Here is a 20,632-nt window from a genome sequence, read left to right as displayed (position 1 = left end):
AACTGTAAGTATCATACTCATCTTTACAATTCTGTCCCTTTTTTTGTAAAATAGGGGTACAGAAGGGGGTATTAGATGTTACCAGCGTATATTCGCATACATGATAAGATTAAGGAAGATGTTGATGATGGTACTTGGAAAATCGGGCAACGTCTCCCTAGCGAGCGAGATCTTTGCGAGACTTTTGATGTGAGTCGTATGACTGTTCGTCAGGCCATAACACTTTTAGTGGATGAGGGGATTTTAGAACGCAAACCAGGCAGTGGTACTTTTGTGGCTAGCAGTCGAGTTAAGGAAAAGATGCGTGGAACTACGAGTTTTACTGAGATTGTCAAATCCCAAGGCAAGAAACCATCTAGTGAGCTTATTTCTTATCAACGTGTACATCCCAATGAATTTGAAATCAAGAATTTAGGTGTTTTACCGCAGTCCTATGTCATTCGTATGGAACGTGTTCGCTTTGCCGATGACATTCCAGTTGCCTATGAGATTGCTAGTATCCCTGAGAAAATTATCCGAGGTTTTAAGGAATCAGAAATTACCGAACACTTCTTCAAAACCTTAACTGATAATGGCTATGAAATAGGGAAAAGTCAGCAGACCATATCAGCCAGTTTGGCCAATAGTAGTCTAGCCAAGCACCTAAAGGTTAAGATCGGTGATGCTCTCTTGAGTTTGACACAGATTTCCTTCCTCCAAGACGGGCAGGCTTTCGAATATGTACGAAGTTACTATGTTGGCGACCGTTTTGAATTTTATTTGGAGAACAATTAACAGTCACGGCTTTTTTCTGCACAAGAATCGTGCTAACACCATGATTTTATGGTAAAATGGAGCTTATGGAAATTGAAAAAACCAATCGCATGAATGCCCTTTTTGAGTTCTATGCAGCCTTGTTAACAGATAAGCAGATGAACTATATTGAGCTATATTATGCGGATGATTATAGTTTGGCAGAAATTGCCGAGGAATTTGGTGTGAGTCGTCAGGCTGTATATGATAATATCAAGCGTACTGAGAAGATTTTAGAAGCTTACGAGATGAAACTACATATGTATTCAGATTACATCGTTCGTAGTCAAATTTTTGATGATATTATGGAAAAATACCCAGACGATAGCTATCTTCAGGAACAAATTGCTGTGCTTAGCAGCATTGATAATAGAGATTAGATTCAAGCAGAAATTAAGAGAGGAAATGATATATGGCTTTTGAAAGCTTAACGGAACGCTTGCAAGGCGTTTTCAAAAATTTAAGACGTAAAGGAAAACTTTCAGAGAAAGAAGTTCAAGAAGTCACTAAAGAGATTCGTCTGGCACTTCTTGAAGCAGACGTAGCCCTACCAGTTGTTAAGACATTCATTAAACGTGTTCGTGAACGTGCTGTAGGTCACGAAATCATTGATACTCTTGATGCTTCGCAACAAATCATCAAGATCGTTAATGAAGAATTGACAGATATTCTTGGGTCTGAAACATCTGAAATTGAGAAATCTCCAAAGATTCCAACAATCATTATGATGGTTGGTCTCCAAGGGGCTGGTAAAACAACCTTTGCTGGTAAATTGGCTAATAAGCTGATTAAAGAACAAGAAGCTCGTCCAATGATGATTGCTGCGGATATTTATCGTCCAGCAGCCATTGACCAGTTGAAGACTTTGGGACAACAAATCAATGTTCCTGTTTTTGATATGGGTACAGAGACACCGGCGGTTGAGATTGTCAAAAATGGTTTGGAACAAGCGCGTGCCAATAAGAATGACTATGTCTTGATTGATACGGCTGGTCGTTTGCAGATTGACGAGACTCTCATGCAAGAGTTGCATGATATTAAGAATTTTGCTCATCCAAACGAAATTCTCTTGGTTGTAGATAGCATGATTGGTCAGGAAGCTGCTAACGTTGCCAAGGAGTTCAATGAACAACTAGATATCACAGGTGTCGTTCTTACTAAAATTGACGGTGACACACGTGGTGGTGCGGCTCTTTCTATTCGTGAGATTACTGGTAAGCCAATTAAATTCACAGGTACTGGTGAGAAAATCACAGATATTGAGACTTTCCACCCAGACCGTATGTCAAGCCGTATCTTAGGTATGGGTGACCTTCTTACCCTTATTGAAAAAGCTTCTCAAGAGTACGACGAGAAAAAATCTCTTGAGTTGGCTGAAAAGATGCGTGAAAATACCTTTGACTTCAATGACTTCATCGACCAATTAGACCAAGTACAAAATATGGGTCCTATGGAGGATTTGCTTAAGATGTTGCCAGGTATGGCTAACAATCCAGCCTTGGCTAATGTTAAAGTAGACGAGAAACAGATTGCACGCAAGCGTGCCATTGTATCATCAATGACACCAGAAGAGCGTGAAAATCCAGATCTTTTGACACCAAGTCGTCGTCGCCGTATTGCAAATGGTTCAGGGAATACCTTTATTGAAGTAAACAAGTTTATTAAAGACTTCAACCAAGCCAAACAAATGATGCAAAGTGTTATGTCTGGTGATATGGAGCAAATGATGCGTCAAATGGGTCTTAACCCAAATAATCTGCCAAAAAACATGCCAAATATGCCTGATATGGGTAATATGGACATGTCTGCTCTTGAAGGCATGATGGGTGGCGCAGGTATGCCAGATCTTGGTAATATGGATCTAAGCCAAATGCTTGGTGGTGGTCTTAAAGGTAAGGTTGGTTCATTTGCCATGAAACATGCGATGAAGCGTCAAGCTAACAAGATGAAAAAAGCTAAGAAAAAACGTAAATAAGAAACTTAGAACGCTAGGGCACTTTGCTCTAGTGTTTTTTTCTGAAAATTATTGACTTATATAACTATACACTGTAATATACTAATGTATATACAGTAAAAGGAGTAAATAATGAAACCTAAAAAGAGAATTCAAGAAATGACCTTTGCAGCTTTATTAACTGCAATTGCTATCCTTATCCCAAGTATTATGCCAATTAAACTAATCATCCCACCGGCTTCGTATACTTTGGGGAGTCATGTTCCAATATTTCTAGCTATGTTTATATCGCCCTGGGTAGCAGCTTTTGTTATCTTAGCTTCTAGTTTGGGATACTTTATGGCGGGCTATCCGATTGTGGTTGTTTTTAGAGCCTTTTCTCATATTATATTTGGTTTTTTAGGCGCACTCTATTTGAAAAAATTTCCACAAACGATAGAAAACCATAAATCATCATTACTTTTCAACTTTGTTTTAGGACTTATCCATGCCTTAGGTGAAGTTCTTGCTTGCGTGATTTTTTATTCTGTAACTGGTGAGGATTTCCAAAAACTGTTCTATGTTCTTTTTGTTTTAGTTGGTTTTGGCACTATTATCCATAGTATGATAGACTATGTAATAGCATTAACGATTTTCAAAAGTATTCGAAAAATACGCTAGTTGAAAGAGGGAGGGTTTGTCTATGGCTTCAAATCGAAAAGAAGAATTATTGGCACTCTTAAAGGGAGCTAAAGAAGCAATGAATGGACAAAGTTTGGCGGAGCATTTTGGTGTGACACGTCAAATCATTGTTCAAGATATTGCCCTCTTACGTGCAGATGGTGCCCAGATTATTTCAACTAATAGGGGCTATATCTATAAAAGTAGCGATGACAATTGTTATATACGTAGGCTGTTTAAGGTGAATCATACTGTGTTAGATATGAAAGATGAGCTTTTGGCTATTGTTGATAATGGAGGACGTATTCAAAATATCATGATAGATCATCCAGTTTACGGAGAAATTCAGACTTTGTTGAAATTGACTTGTCGTCGAGATGTTAGTCATTTTTTAGATCAATCATCGTCAAATGACTTTCGTCCCTTATCTGATTTAACAAATGGTGTTCATTACCATCTTGTCGAAGCAGATAGTGAACAGGATATGGCTTATATAGAAGAGGCACTAAACCATCTAGGATTTTTAGTTAAAGAATAATACAAAAGAGAATTGTAAAAGTAGTTAGTTTCACTTGAAGTTAACTGCTTTTTTTGATAAACTTATGTTAGTTTATTAACTTACGGAGGTAGCTATGTTTTCAGGACAACGACTTAAGGAAATTCGAGAAGCACAAGGAATGAGTCAGGCAGCAGTGGCTAAGCATCTAGGAATTTCTCGCTCCTCTTATTTTAACTGGGAAAATGGTAAGACGAAACCAAATCAAAAGAATCTATCAGTATTGGCTGAACTTTTTGGTGTAGCTGAGACATATTTTCTATCTGAACATGAGATTGTAGAAGTGTACTTGGAATTAAATGAGGAAAATCGTCAGGAAGCTTTGCGACTCACTAAGGCTCTCTTGGAGGAGCAAGAAGCAGAAAAGCAGAAGGCACCTGTTATTCCGTTATATTCTTACAAAGTTTTCGAGCGTTTGTCAGCCGGAACGGGTTATACCTACTTTGGTGATGGCAATTACGATGAAGTTTTCTATGATGAAGAATTAGATCATGATTTTGCGTCATGGGTATTTGGAGACTCTATGGAACCTACCTACCTAAATGGAGAAGTAGTGCTAATCAAACAAACAGGCTTTGATTATGATGGAGCTGTTTATGCTGTAGACTGGGATGGTCAAACCTATATCAAAAAGGTCTATCGTGAGGAAGAGGGCCTTCGTTTAGTTTCTCTCAATAAACGTTATGGTGATAAGTTTGCACCCTATGACGAAGATCCTCGAATCATTGGTAAGATTGTTGGTAACTTTATGCCTGTTGAGGGGTAGGCAACTTTTATCAATTGGGCATCTCAAATTAAATCTGTTATAATACTAAGTAAAGCAAAGCCAATGATTTGGCTTTTTTTAAAGATTTTAAATGATATTTTGCTAAGAATACAAAAGGAGAAACATATATGGCTACTATTCAATGGTTTCCAGGTCACATGTCTAAGGCCCGTCGACAGGTTCAGGAGAACCTTAAACATGTTGATTTTGTTACAATTTTAGTGGATGCACGTTTGCCACTTTCGAGTCAGAACCCTATGCTGACCAAAATTGTTGGCGATAAACCAAAGCTTCTAATTCTCAATAAGGCTGACCTGGCTGACAGTAATCGTACGAAAGAATGGCGTACCTATTTTAAGAGTCAAGGGATTAAAACCTTGGCCATCAATTCCAAGGAACAATCTACAGTTAAATTGGTAACAGACGCTGCTAAGAGTCTTATGGCTGACAAGATTCAACGGCTACGTGAACGCGGTATTCAGAAAGAGACCTTACGAACCATGATTATTGGGATTCCAAATGCAGGGAAATCTACCTTAATGAACCGCTTAGCTGGTAAAAAGATTGCTGTTGTAGGAAATAAACCCGGCGTTACAAAAGGTCAACAGTGGTTGAAGTCTAATAAAGACTTGGAAATTCTTGATACTCCAGGTATTTTGTGGCCTAAGTTTGAAGATGAATTGGTTGGATTGAAGCTCGCTTTGACTGGTGCCATCAAGGACCAGCTATTGCCAATGGATGAAGTGACGATATTTGGACTCAACTATTTTAAAACTTACTATCCTGAACGTTTAGAGGAACGCTTCAAAGGGATTGAACTTGAAGAAGAGGCACCAGAAATCATTATGGAAATGACTCGAAAACTTGGCTTCCGTGAAGATTATGACCGTTTTTATAATCTATTTGTCAAAGAAGTTCGTGATGGAAAACTAGGCCGTTACACACTTGATATTGTTGGGGTCGATACTGATGGCGACAATTAAAGAAGTCAAGGAGCAATTGGCAGCATTGACAAATCTTGATGACTACCGATGGGCAAGTTTTGAGGAAGATAGTCGATCTGGTGTACAGACTGCCATAAAGCAACGTCGCAAAGCTATCCTAGCTGAGATTGCTGAGGAAGAACGCTTAGAAATGATGCTCAGTTACGAAAAGTCGCTTTATGCTCAGGGAGTTGAACTCATTGCAGGTGTTGATGAAGTTGGACGTGGCCCTTTGGCTGGGCCAGTGGTAGCTGCAGCGGTTATCTTACCAAAGCTTTGTAAAATAAAAGGTCTCAATGACAGTAAAAAGATTCCAAAATCTAAACATGAAGCTATCTATAAGCAGGTAATGAAGGAAGCAGTAGCTGTCGGTATTGGTATTAAGGATAATCATGTGATTGATGACGTCAATATTTATGAAGCAACCAAGCTTGCTATGGCTGAAGCTATTGAAAAACTGAGTCCCAAACCAGAACATTTGTTAATTGATGCCATGAGCTTGGACCTACCAATAGGACAAACATCAATCATAAAAGGGGATGCTAATTCTTTATCTATCGCAGCAGCTTCGATCGTAGCAAAGGTAACTCGGGATAAGATGATGGCTGACTATGATCAGGAGTTCCCTGGCTACGCCTTTGACCAAAATGCAGGCTATGGCACCAAAAATCATCTGTCTGGCATAGATAAATTTGGTGTAACACCAATTCATAGAAGAAGCTTCGAACCAATAAAGTCAATCATAAAAAAGTAGGTGAAGTGGCGTGATTTTAGCTATTGATATTGGAGGGACCTTTATCAAATTTGGATTAGTTGATAATGATTTTAGAATTAGCAACCAATCTAAAGTGCCTACACCATCGTCCCTAGATAATTTCTGGATAACTTTAGAGAGTATTATTTCATCATTTAAGAATGGTATTTCTGGTATTGCTATTGCATGCCCGGGCGAAATTAATAGTAAACGAGGTTTTGTTTTCAAGGGTGGTCTTATTCCTTATTTGACAGCCATTCCTCTGGGGACACGCTTGTCAAAAACATTTCAACTGCCTGTAAAGGTTATCAATGATGCTGATGCGGCAGCTTTGGCTGAAGCAAGATATGGTAGCTTACAGGATTTGGATTGTGGTGCTGCCTTGGTTTTAGGTACCGGTGTTGGCTTAGGCATTGTCTCACAGGGGGATTTGTTAACTCCTCTGTCGGTTACCCGATATTTGCGTTCTCCAAGTCCCCAAAGCAAGAGTCAAACAGCTCTCCCTTTCCAGTGGACCTTATTTAAGCAAGCACTGATTAGCCTTGTCGATAATAAAGGTTCTGCGGTAGGTTTCGTTCATGAATCTAGTCAAATACTTGGTTTAAAACAGGATGATAGTTTAGAAGTTTTCTCGGCTTTAGATGAAAATCACTCTGAACAACTAAAACGTCTATTTAAGGACTATTGTCATGAAATTGCTGTTCTGATTCTTAATTTGCAGAGTTTATTCAAGTTGGAGGGAGTTGTTATCGGTGGAGGCATCAGCAGCCAAAATGCTTTGATAGAAGGTATTGTTAATGCTTATGAAGAGTTATTTAATGAAAAGCCAGAATTAGGTTTTGAGCCGATAACAATTCAAGCTTGTCATTTCCATAACGACAGTAACCTCTTAGGAGCGGCATCATATTTTACTTCTGAAAATGTCTTATAATTAACAAAAGTTCCATGAAGGGGCTTTTTTTCTATTTCTCTTGCGAATAATGAAATGGAGGTAGTTACATGAATAACTTTGAACTTTTTAAACTAAAAGCAGCTGGATTGACAAATTTAAATATTCTTAATATTTTAGACTATCAAAAAAATCAAGATAAAAAACTGAGCTTACGTGATATGGCAGTGGTATCTAAGTCTAAAAATGCAGTTCTCTTTATGGAAAAATACAAGAATTTAGATATTAAGCAGCTTAAGGAAGATTTTCAACGTTTTCCGACCCTATCAATTTTTGATAAGGAGTATCCCATTGAGCTGAAGCATAGCTATAATCCACCTGTCCTCCTCTTTTATCAAGGGAATATTGATTTGCTAAGTAAACCAAAGCTAGCTGTTGTTGGGGCAAGAAAGTGCTCCGAAATAGGCAAACAGTCTGTTCGAAAAATTGTTAGTGAACTTGGGAATCACTTTACTATTGTGAGTGGTTTGGCGCGTGGGATTGATACTTGTGCTCATATGGAGGCCTTGAAAAATAAAGGTAAGACCATTGCAGTTATCGGGACAGGACTTGATGTTTATTATCCAAAAGAAAATAAATCTTTGCAGGACTATATGTCCAAAAATCATTTAGTTCTTTCAGAATATGGACCGGGTGAACAGCCTCTCAAGTACCACTTTCCTGAACGAAATCGGATTATTTCTGGATTGTGTCAAGGAGTTATGGTCGTAGAAGCAAAACTTCGCTCTGGAAGTCTGATTACTTGTGAGCGTGCCATGGAAGAAGGTAGAGATGTTTTTGCTATTCCAGGAAATATTTTAGATGGAAAGTCAGACGGATGTCATCACTTAATTCAAGAGGGCGCAAAGTGCATTACGACAGGGTTTGACATCCTTTCAGAGTTTTCTTGAAAATCAAAGTTCTCCTATAGAGATAAAGTTTTTTATTGACAGTTAAAGAAAAGGAAGGTATCATGTTAGTTGCTCGGTCCAAGATGTTTCATTTTTTAATGTCTTGTGACTAGATTTTAGACAGATGAGTGGCGCAGCCAGTTTATAACATTATAAGGAAATAGTCTATGGCGACAGCAACGACAACAAAAACGAAAACTAAAACAACAAAGAAAACGACAGCTAAAAAGGCGACTAAAAAGAGAGCGACACCAAAGAAAAATTTGGTCATCGTGGAGTCTCCTGCTAAAGCGAAAACGATTGAGAAGTATCTTGGCCGCAACTATAAAGTTGTAGCCTCTGTTGGGCATATCCGTGATTTGAAAAAATCAAGTATGTCGATTGATTTTGAAAACAACTACGAACCTCAGTACATCAATATTCGAGGTAAGGGACCTCTTATCAATGAATTGAAGAAAGAAGCAAAAAAAGCCAAGCAAGTCTTTCTCGCAAGTGACCCGGACCGTGAAGGGGAAGCCATTTCATGGCATTTGTCACATATTCTTGGATTAGAGCCAGATGATAAGAATCGTGTTGTTTTTAACGAAATTACTAAAGACGCAGTAAAAAATGCCTTTGTAGAGCCACGCGCCATTGACATGGACTTGGTAGATGCCCAGCAAGCTCGTCGTGTCTTGGACCGTATTGTGGGTTACTCTATTTCACCGCTTCTATGGAAGAAGGTTAAGAAAGGTCTTTCGGCCGGGCGTGTACAATCGGTAGCTCTTAAGCTCATTATCGACCGTGAAAATGAAATTAAGGCCTTTAAACCAGAAGAATACTGGACTATTGATGGTGCCTTTAAGAAGGGTGCTAAGAAGTTTCAGGCTAGCTTCTATGGCTTGGATGGTAAAAAGCTTAAGCTCAACAATAATGAGGATGTTCAAGCCGTTCTGTCTCGTATCACAAGTGATGATTTTAACGTAGATAAAGTAGAGAAAAAAGAACGCCGTCGTAATGCGCCATTGCCATATACAACTTCATCTCTTCAACAGGATGCTGCCAATAAGATTAACTTCCGAACACGTAAGACCATGATGGTTGCTCAACAGTTGTATGAAGGGATTAATCTGGGTTCAGGCGCTCAAGGTTTGATTACCTATATGCGTACGGACTCAACACGTATCAGTCCTGTTGCACAAAACCAGGCTGCTGAATTTATTACAGAACGCTTTGGTTCTAAGTATTCAAAACACGGCAGCAAGGTGAAAAATAGTTCAGGAGCACAAGATGCCCATGAGGCTATTCGTCCGTCAAATGTTTTCCAAACACCAGAAAGCATTGCAAAGTATTTGGATAAGGATCAGCTTAAGCTTTATACTCTTATCTGGAATCGTTTTGTAGCGAGTCAAATGACAGCTGCAGTATTCGATACGATGAAGGTGACCTTGTCTCAAAACGGAGTCATTTTCACTGCAAATGGTAGCCAAATCAAGTTCGATGGTTATATGGCCGTTTACAACGACTCTGATAAGAATAAAATGCTTCCTGATATGGCAGAAGGTGATACGGTTAAGAAGGTTGTGACAACGCCTGAACAACACTTCACGCAACCTCCTGCACGCTATTCTGAAGCGACACTGATTAAGACACTGGAAGAAAATGGTGTCGGTCGTCCGTCAACTTATGCGCCAACGCTTGATGTTATCCAACGTCGCTACTATGTCAAATTGGTGGCTAAACGTTTTGAACCAACAGAACTTGGTGAAATCGTTAATAGCTTAATCGTCGAATTTTTCCCTGACATCGTGGATGTTAAATTCACCGCTGAAATGGAGGGTAAACTTGATAAGGTTGAAATTGGTAAGGAACAATGGCAGAAGGTAATTGATGAATTCTTCAAACCTTTCCAAAAAGAATTGGAAAAAGCTGAAGAAGGTATTGAAAAAATCCAAATTAAGGATGAGCCTGCTGGTTTTGATTGTGACCTCTGTGGTCACCCAATGGTCATCAAACTTGGTCGCTACGGTAAGTTCTACGCATGTAGTAATTTCCCAGACTGTCATAACACCAAGGCCATTACAAAAGAAATTGGCGTTACTTGTCCAACCTGTGGTCAAGGTCAGGTCATCGAACGTAAGACAAAACGTAATCGTGTCTTTTATGGTTGTGATCGCTATCCTGACTGTGAATTTACGTCGTGGGATATTCCTGTTGGACGTAACTGTCCTAAATCAGGCGATTACCTCGTCGAGAAGAAAGTACGTGGTGGTGGCAAACAAGTCATCTGTAGTAACGAAGAGTGTGACTACAAAGAATCTGTTGTTAAATAAAGACATAGCTATCTCAAGTTAAGACTTGGGATAGTTTTTTGTATTTTATCCAAAAAACTGATACTTTCCTTAAATTTGTTTTTTATACTAAGAATGAAAGAAAGGAGAGTTATTATGAAACGTTTAAGTCTATCAGGTTTCCAACTCAAATATATAGCCCTCATTACTATGGTATTCGACCATATTCATTATTTTTTTGACTATACAGGGAAAATACCTATTTGGTTTACTATGATTGGGAGATTAGCAGCCCCCTTATTTCTATTTGCTGTGATTGAAGGTTTCGTTAATACACACAATCGAAAAAAATACTTCCTAAAGATTTATGCTTTAGCGATTTTGATGGGATTGATTCAGTTTGGATTCTATAATTTTCTACATCCTCTTGTAAGGCCAGATGGTTTCTTTCCGCAAAATATGATGCTGTCGTCATTTGCTATCTTGCTCGTTGCTCTTCAAGGTATTGCTTGGATTCAAGAAAAGAAATATCTAAAAGGAATCCCAACCTTACTTTTCCCATTGCTGCTTCCATGGTTATTGGTACCTTTTTATCTGTTAGGTCAAAACAAACCAGTCTTTACTTTATTCATAAATTTACTTAATTACACAGTGTTTCCAACTCATACGTCTATCAGTGATGGAGGAACATGGTTGCTGTTGACCGGTATCGCTATGTATCTTTGTCATAAGAATCTTAAGAAAGAAGTGCTTGCTTTTGTGAGTGTTAGTCTTGTTTGGGTACTAATGGCGATTGTTCTAACTAGACCTTCTTTTCACGATTTAATGTTTAAATACATTGAATGGATGGAAATATTTGCAGCTCCTTTGATGCTTTGTTATAACGGTCAAAGAGGGAATGGGTCAAAATATTTATTCTATGTCTTTTACCCAACACATATTTATCTACTCTACGCCTTGTCAGTTATCTTCTATAGATGATATGATAAAGGTAATTTTGTACGAAAGGAAAGCTTATGGCTCAAATACTTGTTATTGATGATCAAGAAGATATTGTGAAATTGGTTGTAAAAGCTTTAGAGCTTAAAAATCATAAGGTGACGGGGTTTACAAGTGTTTTAGATTTGGATAAGAACTCGCTTCCACGGTTTGACTTGATTATACTGGATATCATGATGCCTGATGTTGACGGTCTCCAGTTTTGTCATGAGATTCGGGATCAGGTGGATTGCCCCATACTTTTTATTACAGCCAGAACGCAAGAAGGGGATATCGTTCAGGGACTGAGCTATGGGGCGGATGATTATATTTGCAAACCATTTGGGGTTAAAGAACTTCAAGCGCGTGTGGCGGCTCACTTGAGACGTGAAAGTCGTGAACGTCACCATAAGCTTTCACTTGGAGATTTTCAGTTTGATTTGTCGGCTCAGGAGCTTTATGTTGAGAATCAGTTGTTAGATTTAACTAAGTCGGAATATGGTATTTGTCAGTTTCTGGCTGAAAATAAGGGCCAAGTCTTTTCAAAAGAACAAATCTACACGCATTTGTACGGCTATGAGGATAAAGGAAGTCCAACAGCAGTGGCTGAACATATTAAAAATATCCGTGCAAAGCTCAAAGATGTTGGGCAAAATCCTATTGAAACAGTTTGGGGGATTGGTTACAAGTGGCACTAATTAAAAAACGAGAACACTCTCTAAGAACAATCTTGTTATCTTATGTCGTTAGCCTGACGGTCCTCTCGGCAATCAGCAGTCTTCTTATTTTGTATTTGTTCAGCTTGTCTTATCGTTTTGGAGTTGTGATTCCAGCAAATCAAGTTGAGAGTGATTTGTCTGCTGTGAGAAGTGATATTGAAACTTCTAAGGTCTTTAATCCCGAGATTTTACCTGATGGTACGAGTTATGTCTTTTTAACTAGGGATTTTAAGCTTAAAAAGTCTAACATGCCTGTTAACTTGCAAGAAGAATCCTTACTAAATTACCAATTCAAGAATGCTCACGGTGGGATATACGGCTATTTTCAGTCTTTTGAACGGTCAGATGGCATAGTCATTGTCAACTATCAATTATCACCTAGGTATCATAATGCGTGGATGAATCAGCATTTTCCTAATGCTGATCTTATGATGATTGGCTCAATGTTTGTATCCATTCTCCTCCTATTTATTATTTTAACTTTTTACTATGCAAATAAATTAAGTCAGCAGCTTAAACCTATATTAAAAGCTACTGAAAAAATTTCCCAACAAGACTTGGATTTTCAAACCTCCCAGTCTACAATTAAGGAATTCAATCAGGTTTTAAGTAGCTTGGATCATATGCGTGTAGCACTTCGTGAGTCCTTGATGGAAAATTGGAAGGCAGAGCAAGATAAGCAAAATCAGATTTCTGCCCTGACACATGATTTGAAGACCCCACTGACAGTTGCTCGTGGGAATGCAGACCTCTTAGCCATGACTTCCTTGGATGCGGAACAGATGGACTTATTAGAACATTTTCAAAAGGGGATTACACAGGTTGATGCTTATGTTAAAGAGTTGTCTGAACTCAACAAAACGAGTTTGACGAAAAGCTTGACGCTTGAAGACATTTCGGTTAGGGAATTTGTTGAAGATATTTACGATCAAACCTTGTCACTAGCTCAAACCAAACAAATCAATGTAGCATTTGACAAGAAGGAGATTAAGAAAGCAATCATAGGCCATTGGGACAGGTCCTTGTTGAATCGAGCTTTTATGAATATTGTTTCAAATGCCGTAGAGTATACACCCAGTGGCAGTCAGTTGCTCCTGACTGCTAGGGTAGAAGAAGATGAATTCAAGTTTATCTACCTTGATTCTGGTCCTGGATTTTCCCTTGAATCTCTTGAAAAGGCTACTCAGCTCTTTTATCAAGAGGATAAAAGTAGACAGAGCCGCAATCATAGTGGCCTTGGTCTGACTATTGCCAATGATATTATTCGCTTACACCATGGTAGTCTTGCTCTTTCGAATGACGATAGCACGGGTGGTGCTAAAGTGACTATCATTTTACCCCTTTAAATACAGATGACTCCTAGTCGCCAGATGAGGAGTTTTTTGCTATACTACTAAGAGTAAAAATGAAGAAAGATTTGTGGGGGCAGGATTTCATCTTGTTCTCGAAGAGGTATTAGTGTCATGTCTCAATCAAAAGCAGATTATATTAACGTGATTGGAGCTGGATTGGCCGGCTCTGAAGCAGCTTATCAGATTGCTAAACGTGGTATTCCGGTAAAACTATATGAAATGCGTGGGGTCAAAGCAACACCTCAGCATAAGACAACAAACTTTGCAGAATTGGTTTGCTCTAACTCTTTCCGTGGCGATAGCTTGACAAATGCTGTAGGGCTTCTTAAAGAAGAAATGCGTCGCTTGGACTCGATCATTATGCGAAATGGAGAAGCTCACCGTGTGCCAGCTGGTGGTGCCATGGCTGTGGACCGTGAAGGTTATGCAGAAGCAGTGACAGCTGAAATTGAAAACAACCCACTAATTGAAGTTATCCGTGAAGAAATCACAGAAATTCCTGATGATGCCATTACAGTTATTGCTTCAGGTCCTTTGACTTCTGATGCTTTAGCTGAAAAAATTCACAAGCTTAACGGTGGAGATGGGTTCTATTTCTATGATGCCGCTGCACCGATTGTTGATAAAGCGACTATCGACATGAACAAGGTCTACCTTAAGTCACGCTATGACAAGGGTGAAGCAGCTTACCTAAACTGTCCAATGACCAAGGAAGAGTTCATGGCCTTCCACGAGGCCTTGACAACAGCTGAAGAAGCTCCTTTGAATTCTTTTGAAAAAGAAAAGTATTTCGAGGGCTGTATGCCTATCGAGGTTATGGCTAAACGTGGTATCAAGACAATGCTCTATGGTCCTATGAAACCAGTTGGTTTGGAGTATCCTGAGGATTATAAGGGACCACGTGATGGGGATTTCAAGACACCTTATGCGGTTGTTCAGCTTCGTCAGGACAATGCGGCTGGTAGCCTCTACAATATCGTTGGTTTCCAAACCCACCTCAAATGGGGAGAGCAAAAGCGTGTCTTCCAAATGATTCCAGGTCTTGAAAACGCTGAATTTGTGCGATATGGGGTAATGCACCGCAACTCTTACATGGATTCGCCAAACTTGCTTAAACAGACCTTCCAATCAAAATCAAACCCTAACTTGTTCTTTGCGGGACAAATGACTGGTGTTGAAGGTTATGTTGAATCGGCTGCTTCAGGTTTGGTTGCCGGCATCAATGCTGCCCGTCTCTTTATGGGTGAAGATGAGGTTATCTTCCCTCACACAACAGCTATCGGGAGTCTTCCCTATTATGTGACACATGCTGAAAGCAAACATTTCCAACCAATGAATGTTAACTTCGGTATTATCAAAGAGTTAGAAGGCCCACGTATTCGTGATAAGAAAGAGCGTTATGAAAAAATTGCAGAGCGAGCTCTTAAAGATTTACAAGCTTTTATTCAAGATTAAAAAACAACAAAATCCCTTACTGTATTGGTAAGGGATTTTGTAATTAGCAGCATAATCACGCTAATGAAAAATAGTTAATTTGTTACCTGTCATATAGTTAGAGACTATAAAAGGCCCAAGTCTGCAAAAAGTGGCATCCTGTGGTAAAATGAAAAGAAAATAATGAAAGTTGAAATCATGCAAAAAACATTATTTATCATTAAACCAGACGCTGTTAAACGTCACCTCGTTGGACAAGTCATTGACCGTATTGAGCGTCGTGGCTTTACTATTGAACGTATGGAAATGCTAACGCTTGACCTAGAGCGCCTTAAAAAGCATTATGCTCAGTTGGTAGATAAGCCATTCTTCTCTAGTATTACAAACTATATGATGAGTGGGCCGGCAATTATTGGGATTCTTTCGGGGCCAGGTGTTATCAAATCATGGCGTGATATGATGGGAGCGACAAATCCTGGTGAAGCTGCTCCTGGCACAATTCGAGGTGACTTTGCGACCGCACCCGATGAACATGGCATACAAAATATTGTTCATGGTTCCGATTCAGAAGAATCTGCGGCTCGAGAAATCGAGCTTTGGTTTGGTAAATAACATGGATTTAAAGCAGATTCAAAATGATATAGCTCAAGGTGGATTGCTCATTGATGTTCGTAGTCCGGAAGAGTATGCAGAAGGACATGTTAAGGATGCTTTATTAATACCTCACACGCAGTTTTTCACAGCTGACATTCCAGCTAAAAAAGACGATTCAATTTACCTTTATTGTAAAATGGGACCTCGGGCTGACTTTGCTGCAGCAGTGCTTCATGAGAGAGGTTATAGCAATGTTACCAACCTTGGTGGCTTGGACGACATGGAAGCACTAGGCTTTGAGTTCGTTTTATAATAGGACAAAATAACAGATATTCCTTATCTATTTTCAGAAAAGTATGACATTTACTTGACAACGCTTTCATATAAGCGTAAAATCTTATTTAAGTTAAGACAAAGCTTATGAAAATGACTTTGCCAGAACTTGACTAACTTTGCGTATTCCGATTGAGATAAGCTTTGTTGGATCAACGAAGTAGGGCCTCAATTGGTAGAGGAGGATTTTATATGTCTAAAGTTGCTATTGTTACAGGTGCAGGTCAAGGTATTGGTTTTGCGATTGCAAAACGTTTAGTTGAAGATGGATTTAAAGTTGGGATTTTAGATTACAATGCTGAAACTGCTGATAAAGCGGTAGCTGAATTGTCAGCAGACAAAGCATTTGCGGTTGTAGCAGATGTGTCTAAACAAGCTGAGGTAGCAGCAGCCTTCCAAAAAGTTGTTGATCACTTTGGCGATTTGAACGTTGTTGTCAATAATGCTGGTGTCGCACCTACAACTCCACTTGATACAATCACTGAAGAACAATTCCATCGTACATTCAATATCAATGTAGGTGGTGTGATCTGGGGTGCCCAAGCTGCCCAAGCACAATTTAAAGCTCTTGGACATGGTGGTAAAATCATCAATGCGACTTCACAAGCTGGTGTCGTTGGTAACCCTAACTTGACTATCTATGGTGGTACTAAATTTGCAGTTCGTGGTATTACACAAACTTTGGCGCGTGATTTGGCTGATTCAGGTATTACTGTTAATGCATATGCACCAGGTATCGTTAAGACACCAATGATGTTTGACATTGCCCACGAAGTTGGTAAAAATGCTGGTAAAGATGACGAATGGGGTATGCAAACATTCGCAAAAGATATCACTTTGAAACGTCTTTCTGAGCCTGAAGATGTGGCAGCTGCAGTAAGCTTCCTTGCTGGACCTGACTCAAACTACATTACAGGCCAAACAATCATCGTTGATGGTGGTATGCAATTCCATTAAGATTAAGAGGGAGAGCGGAAGCTCTCTTTTTTTCTTGAAGAATCATAATATTTCTGATAATATAAGGTTAAATAATTACGCTTAAAGGAGTCTTCCTATGTCAGACATTTTACACTATATTGCTGAGCACCCATTTTTCAGCCTCATTCTATTGGGAATTGTCGTGTTAGCCTTTGGTTTAGCACCATTTTCAAGCAGTTCAACAGAGAACAAACGTTCAGCTATTATTAATAAGCACTACAACGATACTTTTAAGAAGTAGGATGACTTAACCGGAATCAGAAAGCAGATATTAGAGATAGGCAAATGCCTGTCTTTTTTGTATAATAGAAGGTAACGATTAGTTTTTTTATAATCACAAGTAAGAACTAGGAAAGATAAGAATGCCAAATATTGAAGAATTAAAACAACGACAGGAGAAGATTCGTAACTTCTCGATTATTGCCCATATTGACCATGGTAAATCAACGCTTGCTGACCGTATCTTGGAAAAGACTGAGACAGTGTCTAGTCGTGAGATGCAGGCGCAACTCCTTGATAGTATGGACCTTGAGCGCGAACGTGGAATCACTATTAAACTAAATGCCATTGAGCTCAACTACACAGCTAAGGATGGTGAAACCTACATTTTCCACCTTATTGACACACCAGGACACGTGGACTTTACTTATGAGGTGTCTCGTTCTCTTGCTGCCTGTGAAGGTGCTATCCTTGTAGTAGATGCTGCTCAAGGGATTGAAGCACAGACACTCGCCAATGTTTACTTGGCACTTGATAATGACTTGGAAATTTTGCCGGTTATTAATAAGATTGACCTTCCAGCCGCAGATCCTGAACGTGTCCGTACAGAAATTGAAGATGTTATTGGTCTAGATGCCTCTGAAGCAGTGCTTGCCTCAGCCAAGGCCGGTATTGGTATCGAGGAGATTCTTGAGCAAATCGTAGAAAAGGTTCCTGCGCCTCAAGGCGATGTAGATGCGCCTCTTCAAGCCCTTATCTTTGACTCTGTTTACGATGCTTACCGTGGGGTTATCCTCCAAGTGCGTGTGGTTAACGGAATGGTGAAACCTGGCGATAAGATTCAAATGATGTCTAATGGTAAGACCTTTGACGTTACTGAGGTGGGTATCTTCACACCTAAGGCTGTTGGCCGTGACTACCTTGCGACTGGTGATGTTGGTTATGTGGCAGCCTCAATCAAGACTGTCGCGGATACCCGTGTCGGTGATACAGTAACACTTGCGGACAATCCAGCGGCAGAGCCACTTCATGGCTATAAGCAAATGAATCCAATGGTCTTCGCCGGTCTTTATCCAATTGAGTCTAATAAATACAATGACTTGCGTGAAGCTCTTGAAAAACTCCAGTTGAACGATGCCAGTCTTCAATTTGAGCCTGAAACGTCTCAAGCCCTTGGTTTTGGTTTCCGTTGTGGTTTCTTGGGTCTTCTTCACATGGATGTTATCCAAGAACGTTTGGAACGTGAGTTTAACATTGACCTTATCATGACAGCACCATCGGTAGTTTACCATGTTAATACTACTGACGGTGAGATGCTTGAAGTGTCTAACCCTTCTGAGTTCCCAGATCCTACACGTATTGATGCTATTGAAGAGCCTTATGTTAAAGCTCAAATCATGGTTCCTCAAGAGTATGTTGGTGCTGTTATGGAGTTGGCGCAACGTAAACGTGGTGATTTTGAGACTATGGAATACATCGATGATAATCGTGTTAACGTTATCTATCAGATTCCACTTGCTGAAATCGTCTTTGACTTCTTTGATAAATTGAAGTCATCAACTCGTGGTTATGCAAGTTTCGATTATGAATTGTCAGAATACCGTCGCTCACAATTGGTGAAAATGGATATTCTCCTTAATGGTGACAAGGTCGATGCCCTTAGCTTCATCGTGCATAAGGAATTTGCCTACGAGCGTGGAAAACTTATCGTTGATAAACTTAAGAAAATCATTCCACGTCAACAATTCGAAGTGCCCATTCAAGCGGCTATCGGTCAAAAAATTGTTGCTCGTACTGATATTAAGGCCCTTCGTAAAAACGTCTTGGCGAAATGTTACGGTGGCGACGTTTCACGTAAACGTAAACTCCTCGAAAAACAAAAAGCCGGTAAGAAACGTATGAAAGCCATCGGTTCGGTGGAAGTACCCCAAGAAGCCTTCTTGTCTGTGCTTTCAATGGACGAAGAAGAGAAATAAGAGTAATAGTCAGAATGTGATGTTCTGGCTATTTTTGTAAAAAGTTATGATAAAGAAGATTCTAAAATTTCCCTTCTCCAAGCGTGGAAGGATTTATACTGCGGCTATACTCATGCTTTTCTTTTTAGGAAATGCATATACAAAGAACAAATTTCATGAAGAAGCTGTAGAAGAGTTACAGATGGCCCTAAAAGCAGATAAGGTAACTTCCAATAAGATTTTTGGTAGTCGTCAACAGTATGTTGCCATTAGTCATGAAGAACCCACTTATTATAATTCTGAAGATAATGTAGCTACTGAGTTGATTGGTAGAAATCATTTTGTTCGCTATTACGATACCATGAGTAGTCTGCATCAAGCTCATTTGGTAGTTTATGATATTAACAAAAATTTTGAAAAGAAAATTATTAATTTGACCCCATATTTGAAGAAAATAAAAGATTTTAAAGATATTAAGGAGTTGGCTGTGTCTTTAAGAGAGATTGATGGTTATGATTATGTTTTCTTGACTACTTCTCAAAGCGATAAGCAATTTACTTATAATCTCGATACCAATCAATTTTTAACTGGAGACCTACCAGATTATTCTTACAGTAAAGATGAACTGCTTTATTTCGGTGATAGGGGTTCTGCTCGTAATCAGCTGAATGACAGTAATATGTGGGGCTATTTAAAAAGAGAGGGAAACTTAGATGAGCTTTTAAAGAAATTGCCAGTTCAAAAAGACAGCTATTTATCAGCACACCTAAATGTTATCCAAGAGATCGATAATGTAGATACTTCAAAACAAGAGAATCAGATTAATCTATTTAATGACAATCCTGAAGTTAAGCATATTTACGAAGATGCTGTTAATCAAACAACAAATAGTGATACGTTAAAGAAATTTAAACTATTGACCCGTCAAGGTAAGGAAGGGGATTTTCCAGCCGGTCCAACTGAGCCAGTGAAAAGTTTCCTACCTAATAAACCAAGAGAGCCAAAGAAACTTCCAGAATTTAATGCTCTCCCAGATTCTATTTTTCCTTTTAAAACCTTAAGTTTTAGTGACATTCTTAATAAGAAGGCTCAACAAGACTACCAGAGAGACTATCGAGCTTACGAAAAAGTACGTCAAAAAGCTAAGAAAGATTATAATAGAAAATATAAGGCCTATAAAAAGAAGTTAGCTAAATATGAGTCTTTTAGAGATAGGGAATACGACAAACAATCACAAATCTATTTCTCCCCTGAAGAGCAGACCAATGATATTTTACATTGGTTGGGAACAAATGGAGAGCAAGCAATTGTAATTTCTGTAGAGGATGGTGCTGGTATTAAGAAAGATATTCATTCTTTTACTGATATAAAGGATTGGGTAGATGAACATGATGACGATAACAATATAAAATCTGACTTTAGAGACTATAAAGAAGTTAAATAATACTCTCATGGGTCTTGTAGTCTTAATAGGAAACCCATTACAAGATTTTTTC

Annotated in this window: 21 protein-coding genes; all 21 read left to right on the top strand. The window is 39.0% G+C overall.

Annotated features, from left to right (window positions below; all coding sequences use genetic code 11):
• The first annotated feature begins 75 nt into the window (after nucleotides 1–75).
• Complete coding sequence (locus tag HMPREF0848_RS03850; RefSeq protein ID WP_008534754.1) at nucleotides 76–774, top strand: GntR family transcriptional regulator; 699 nt, start codon at nucleotides 76–78, stop codon at nucleotides 772–774.
• A gap of 65 nt (nucleotides 775–839) precedes the next feature.
• The gene (locus HMPREF0848_RS03845; RefSeq protein ID WP_002883908.1) at nucleotides 840–1,172 is read left to right on the top strand and encodes a putative DNA-binding protein; all 333 of its coding nucleotides are present in this window, start codon (nucleotides 840–842) and stop codon (nucleotides 1,170–1,172) included.
• A 32-nt stretch (nucleotides 1,173–1,204) separates the two neighbouring features.
• Nucleotides 1,205–2,767 (top strand): signal recognition particle protein, encoded by a 1,563-nt coding sequence (gene ffh, locus HMPREF0848_RS03840; RefSeq protein WP_008534753.1) that lies wholly within the window; start codon nucleotides 1,205–1,207, stop codon nucleotides 2,765–2,767.
• 111 nt (nucleotides 2,768–2,878) lie between these two features.
• Entirely contained in the window at nucleotides 2,879–3,406 is a 528-nt protein-coding gene (locus HMPREF0848_RS03835) for an ECF transporter S component (protein WP_008534752.1), read from the top strand.
• Nucleotides 3,407–3,428: 22 nt separating this feature from the next.
• Entirely contained in the window at nucleotides 3,429–3,944 is a 516-nt protein-coding gene (locus tag HMPREF0848_RS03830; RefSeq protein WP_008534751.1) for a transcription repressor NadR, read from the top strand.
• A gap of 94 nt (nucleotides 3,945–4,038) precedes the next feature.
• Nucleotides 4,039–4,728: an XRE family transcriptional regulator gene (locus HMPREF0848_RS03825; protein ID WP_002891070.1), complete on the top strand. Its 690-nt coding sequence runs from the start codon at nucleotides 4,039–4,041 to the stop codon at nucleotides 4,726–4,728.
• Nucleotides 4,729–4,856: 128 nt separating this feature from the next.
• A complete protein-coding gene (gene ylqF / locus HMPREF0848_RS03820) occupies nucleotides 4,857–5,711 on the top strand; it encodes a ribosome biogenesis GTPase YlqF (protein WP_002891069.1) in 855 nt (284 codons plus the stop codon).
• Nucleotides 5,698–6,465, top strand: coding sequence for a ribonuclease HII (locus HMPREF0848_RS03815; RefSeq protein ID WP_037608900.1), 768 nt, complete (start codon nucleotides 5,698–5,700; stop codon nucleotides 6,463–6,465). The genes ylqF and HMPREF0848_RS03815 overlap by 14 nt, the downstream gene beginning before the upstream one ends.
• Nucleotides 6,466–6,475: 10 nt before the next feature.
• Nucleotides 6,476–7,396 (top strand): ROK family protein, encoded by a 921-nt coding sequence (locus HMPREF0848_RS03810; protein ID WP_008534749.1) that lies wholly within the window; start codon nucleotides 6,476–6,478, stop codon nucleotides 7,394–7,396.
• A 68-nt stretch (nucleotides 7,397–7,464) separates the two neighbouring features.
• Nucleotides 7,465–8,304, top strand: coding sequence for a DNA-processing protein DprA (gene dprA, locus HMPREF0848_RS03805; protein WP_008534747.1), 840 nt, complete (start codon nucleotides 7,465–7,467; stop codon nucleotides 8,302–8,304).
• 167 nt (nucleotides 8,305–8,471) lie between these two features.
• Nucleotides 8,472–10,616, top strand: coding sequence for a type I DNA topoisomerase (gene topA / locus HMPREF0848_RS03800; protein ID WP_008534745.1), 2,145 nt, complete (start codon nucleotides 8,472–8,474; stop codon nucleotides 10,614–10,616).
• A gap of 114 nt (nucleotides 10,617–10,730) precedes the next feature.
• Nucleotides 10,731–11,555, top strand: a complete 825-nt coding sequence (locus HMPREF0848_RS03795) for a TraX family protein (RefSeq protein ID WP_008534743.1) — start codon at nucleotides 10,731–10,733, stop codon at nucleotides 11,553–11,555.
• A gap of 35 nt (nucleotides 11,556–11,590) precedes the next feature.
• On the top strand, nucleotides 11,591–12,250 hold the full coding sequence (locus HMPREF0848_RS03790) for a response regulator transcription factor (RefSeq protein ID WP_008534741.1): 660 nt from the start codon (nucleotides 11,591–11,593) through the stop codon (nucleotides 12,248–12,250).
• Nucleotides 12,241–13,617: a HAMP domain-containing sensor histidine kinase gene (locus HMPREF0848_RS03785; protein ID WP_156685093.1), complete on the top strand. Its 1,377-nt coding sequence runs from the start codon at nucleotides 12,241–12,243 to the stop codon at nucleotides 13,615–13,617. The genes HMPREF0848_RS03790 and HMPREF0848_RS03785 overlap by 10 nt, the downstream gene beginning before the upstream one ends.
• A 117-nt stretch (nucleotides 13,618–13,734) precedes the next feature.
• Nucleotides 13,735–15,078: a methylenetetrahydrofolate--tRNA-(uracil(54)-C(5))-methyltransferase (FADH(2)-oxidizing) TrmFO gene (gene trmFO, locus HMPREF0848_RS03780; RefSeq protein WP_008534738.1), complete on the top strand. Its 1,344-nt coding sequence runs from the start codon at nucleotides 13,735–13,737 to the stop codon at nucleotides 15,076–15,078.
• A 177-nt stretch (nucleotides 15,079–15,255) separates the two neighbouring features.
• Complete coding sequence (gene ndk / locus HMPREF0848_RS03775; RefSeq protein ID WP_198003205.1) at nucleotides 15,256–15,669, top strand: nucleoside-diphosphate kinase; 414 nt, start codon at nucleotides 15,256–15,258, stop codon at nucleotides 15,667–15,669.
• A gap of 1 nt (nucleotide 15,670) precedes the next feature.
• Entirely contained in the window at nucleotides 15,671–15,964 is a 294-nt protein-coding gene (locus tag HMPREF0848_RS03770) for a rhodanese-like domain-containing protein (RefSeq protein ID WP_008534736.1), read from the top strand.
• A gap of 212 nt (nucleotides 15,965–16,176) precedes the next feature.
• Nucleotides 16,177–16,941 (top strand): (S)-acetoin forming diacetyl reductase, encoded by a 765-nt coding sequence (locus HMPREF0848_RS03765; RefSeq protein WP_008534735.1) that lies wholly within the window; start codon nucleotides 16,177–16,179, stop codon nucleotides 16,939–16,941.
• Between the two features lie 97 nt (nucleotides 16,942–17,038).
• Nucleotides 17,039–17,203: a hypothetical protein gene (locus HMPREF0848_RS10700; protein ID WP_008534734.1), complete on the top strand. Its 165-nt coding sequence runs from the start codon at nucleotides 17,039–17,041 to the stop codon at nucleotides 17,201–17,203.
• 121 nt (nucleotides 17,204–17,324) lie between these two features.
• Nucleotides 17,325–19,157 carry a translation elongation factor 4 gene (gene lepA / locus HMPREF0848_RS03760; RefSeq protein WP_002888464.1) on the top strand — a complete coding sequence of 611 codons (1,833 nt, stop codon included), beginning with the start codon at nucleotides 17,325–17,327 and terminating at the stop codon, nucleotides 19,155–19,157.
• 46 nt (nucleotides 19,158–19,203) lie between these two features.
• Nucleotides 19,204–20,580 carry a hypothetical protein gene (locus HMPREF0848_RS03755; RefSeq protein WP_008534733.1) on the top strand — a complete coding sequence of 459 codons (1,377 nt, stop codon included), beginning with the start codon at nucleotides 19,204–19,206 and terminating at the stop codon, nucleotides 20,578–20,580.
• The last annotated feature ends 52 nt before the right edge of the window (nucleotides 20,581–20,632 follow it).

The sequence above is a fragment of the Streptococcus sp. C150 genome, from assembly GCF_000187445.1.
Taxonomy (GTDB): Bacteria; Bacillota; Bacilli; order Lactobacillales; family Streptococcaceae; genus Streptococcus; species Streptococcus raffinosi.
Note: the sequence above shows the minus strand (reverse complement) of the source record. Positions and strands in the feature narration are given on the sequence as shown.

What these genes read in the sequence shown, in the direction of transcription:
- HMPREF0848_RS03850 (WP_008534754.1), top strand. Translation starts at nt 76, where the DNA reads ATGTTACCAGCGTATATTCGCATACATGATAAGATTAAGGAAGATGTT.
- HMPREF0848_RS03845 (WP_002883908.1), top strand. Translation starts at nt 840, where the DNA reads ATGGAAATTGAAAAAACCAATCGCATGAATGCCCTTTTTGAGTTCTAT.
- ffh (WP_008534753.1), top strand. Translation starts at nt 1,205, where the DNA reads ATGGCTTTTGAAAGCTTAACGGAACGCTTGCAAGGCGTTTTCAAAAAT.
- HMPREF0848_RS03835 (WP_008534752.1), top strand. Translation starts at nt 2,879, where the DNA reads ATGAAACCTAAAAAGAGAATTCAAGAAATGACCTTTGCAGCTTTATTA.
- HMPREF0848_RS03830 (WP_008534751.1), top strand. Translation starts at nt 3,429, where the DNA reads ATGGCTTCAAATCGAAAAGAAGAATTATTGGCACTCTTAAAGGGAGCT.
- HMPREF0848_RS03825 (WP_002891070.1), top strand. Translation starts at nt 4,039, where the DNA reads ATGTTTTCAGGACAACGACTTAAGGAAATTCGAGAAGCACAAGGAATG.
- ylqF (WP_002891069.1), top strand. Translation starts at nt 4,857, where the DNA reads ATGGCTACTATTCAATGGTTTCCAGGTCACATGTCTAAGGCCCGTCGA.
- HMPREF0848_RS03815 (WP_037608900.1), top strand. Translation starts at nt 5,698, where the DNA reads ATGGCGACAATTAAAGAAGTCAAGGAGCAATTGGCAGCATTGACAAAT.
- dprA (WP_008534747.1), top strand. Translation starts at nt 7,465, where the DNA reads ATGAATAACTTTGAACTTTTTAAACTAAAAGCAGCTGGATTGACAAAT.
- topA (WP_008534745.1), top strand. Translation starts at nt 8,472, where the DNA reads ATGGCGACAGCAACGACAACAAAAACGAAAACTAAAACAACAAAGAAA.
- HMPREF0848_RS03795 (WP_008534743.1), top strand. Translation starts at nt 10,731, where the DNA reads ATGAAACGTTTAAGTCTATCAGGTTTCCAACTCAAATATATAGCCCTC.
- HMPREF0848_RS03790 (WP_008534741.1), top strand. Translation starts at nt 11,591, where the DNA reads ATGGCTCAAATACTTGTTATTGATGATCAAGAAGATATTGTGAAATTG.
- trmFO (WP_008534738.1), top strand. Translation starts at nt 13,735, where the DNA reads ATGTCTCAATCAAAAGCAGATTATATTAACGTGATTGGAGCTGGATTG.
- ndk (WP_198003205.1), top strand. Translation starts at nt 15,256, where the DNA reads ATGCAAAAAACATTATTTATCATTAAACCAGACGCTGTTAAACGTCAC.
- HMPREF0848_RS03770 (WP_008534736.1), top strand. Translation starts at nt 15,671, where the DNA reads ATGGATTTAAAGCAGATTCAAAATGATATAGCTCAAGGTGGATTGCTC.
- HMPREF0848_RS03765 (WP_008534735.1), top strand. Translation starts at nt 16,177, where the DNA reads ATGTCTAAAGTTGCTATTGTTACAGGTGCAGGTCAAGGTATTGGTTTT.
- HMPREF0848_RS10700 (WP_008534734.1), top strand. Translation starts at nt 17,039, where the DNA reads ATGTCAGACATTTTACACTATATTGCTGAGCACCCATTTTTCAGCCTC.
- lepA (WP_002888464.1), top strand. Translation starts at nt 17,325, where the DNA reads ATGCCAAATATTGAAGAATTAAAACAACGACAGGAGAAGATTCGTAAC.
- HMPREF0848_RS03755 (WP_008534733.1), top strand. Translation starts at nt 19,204, where the DNA reads ATGATAAAGAAGATTCTAAAATTTCCCTTCTCCAAGCGTGGAAGGATT.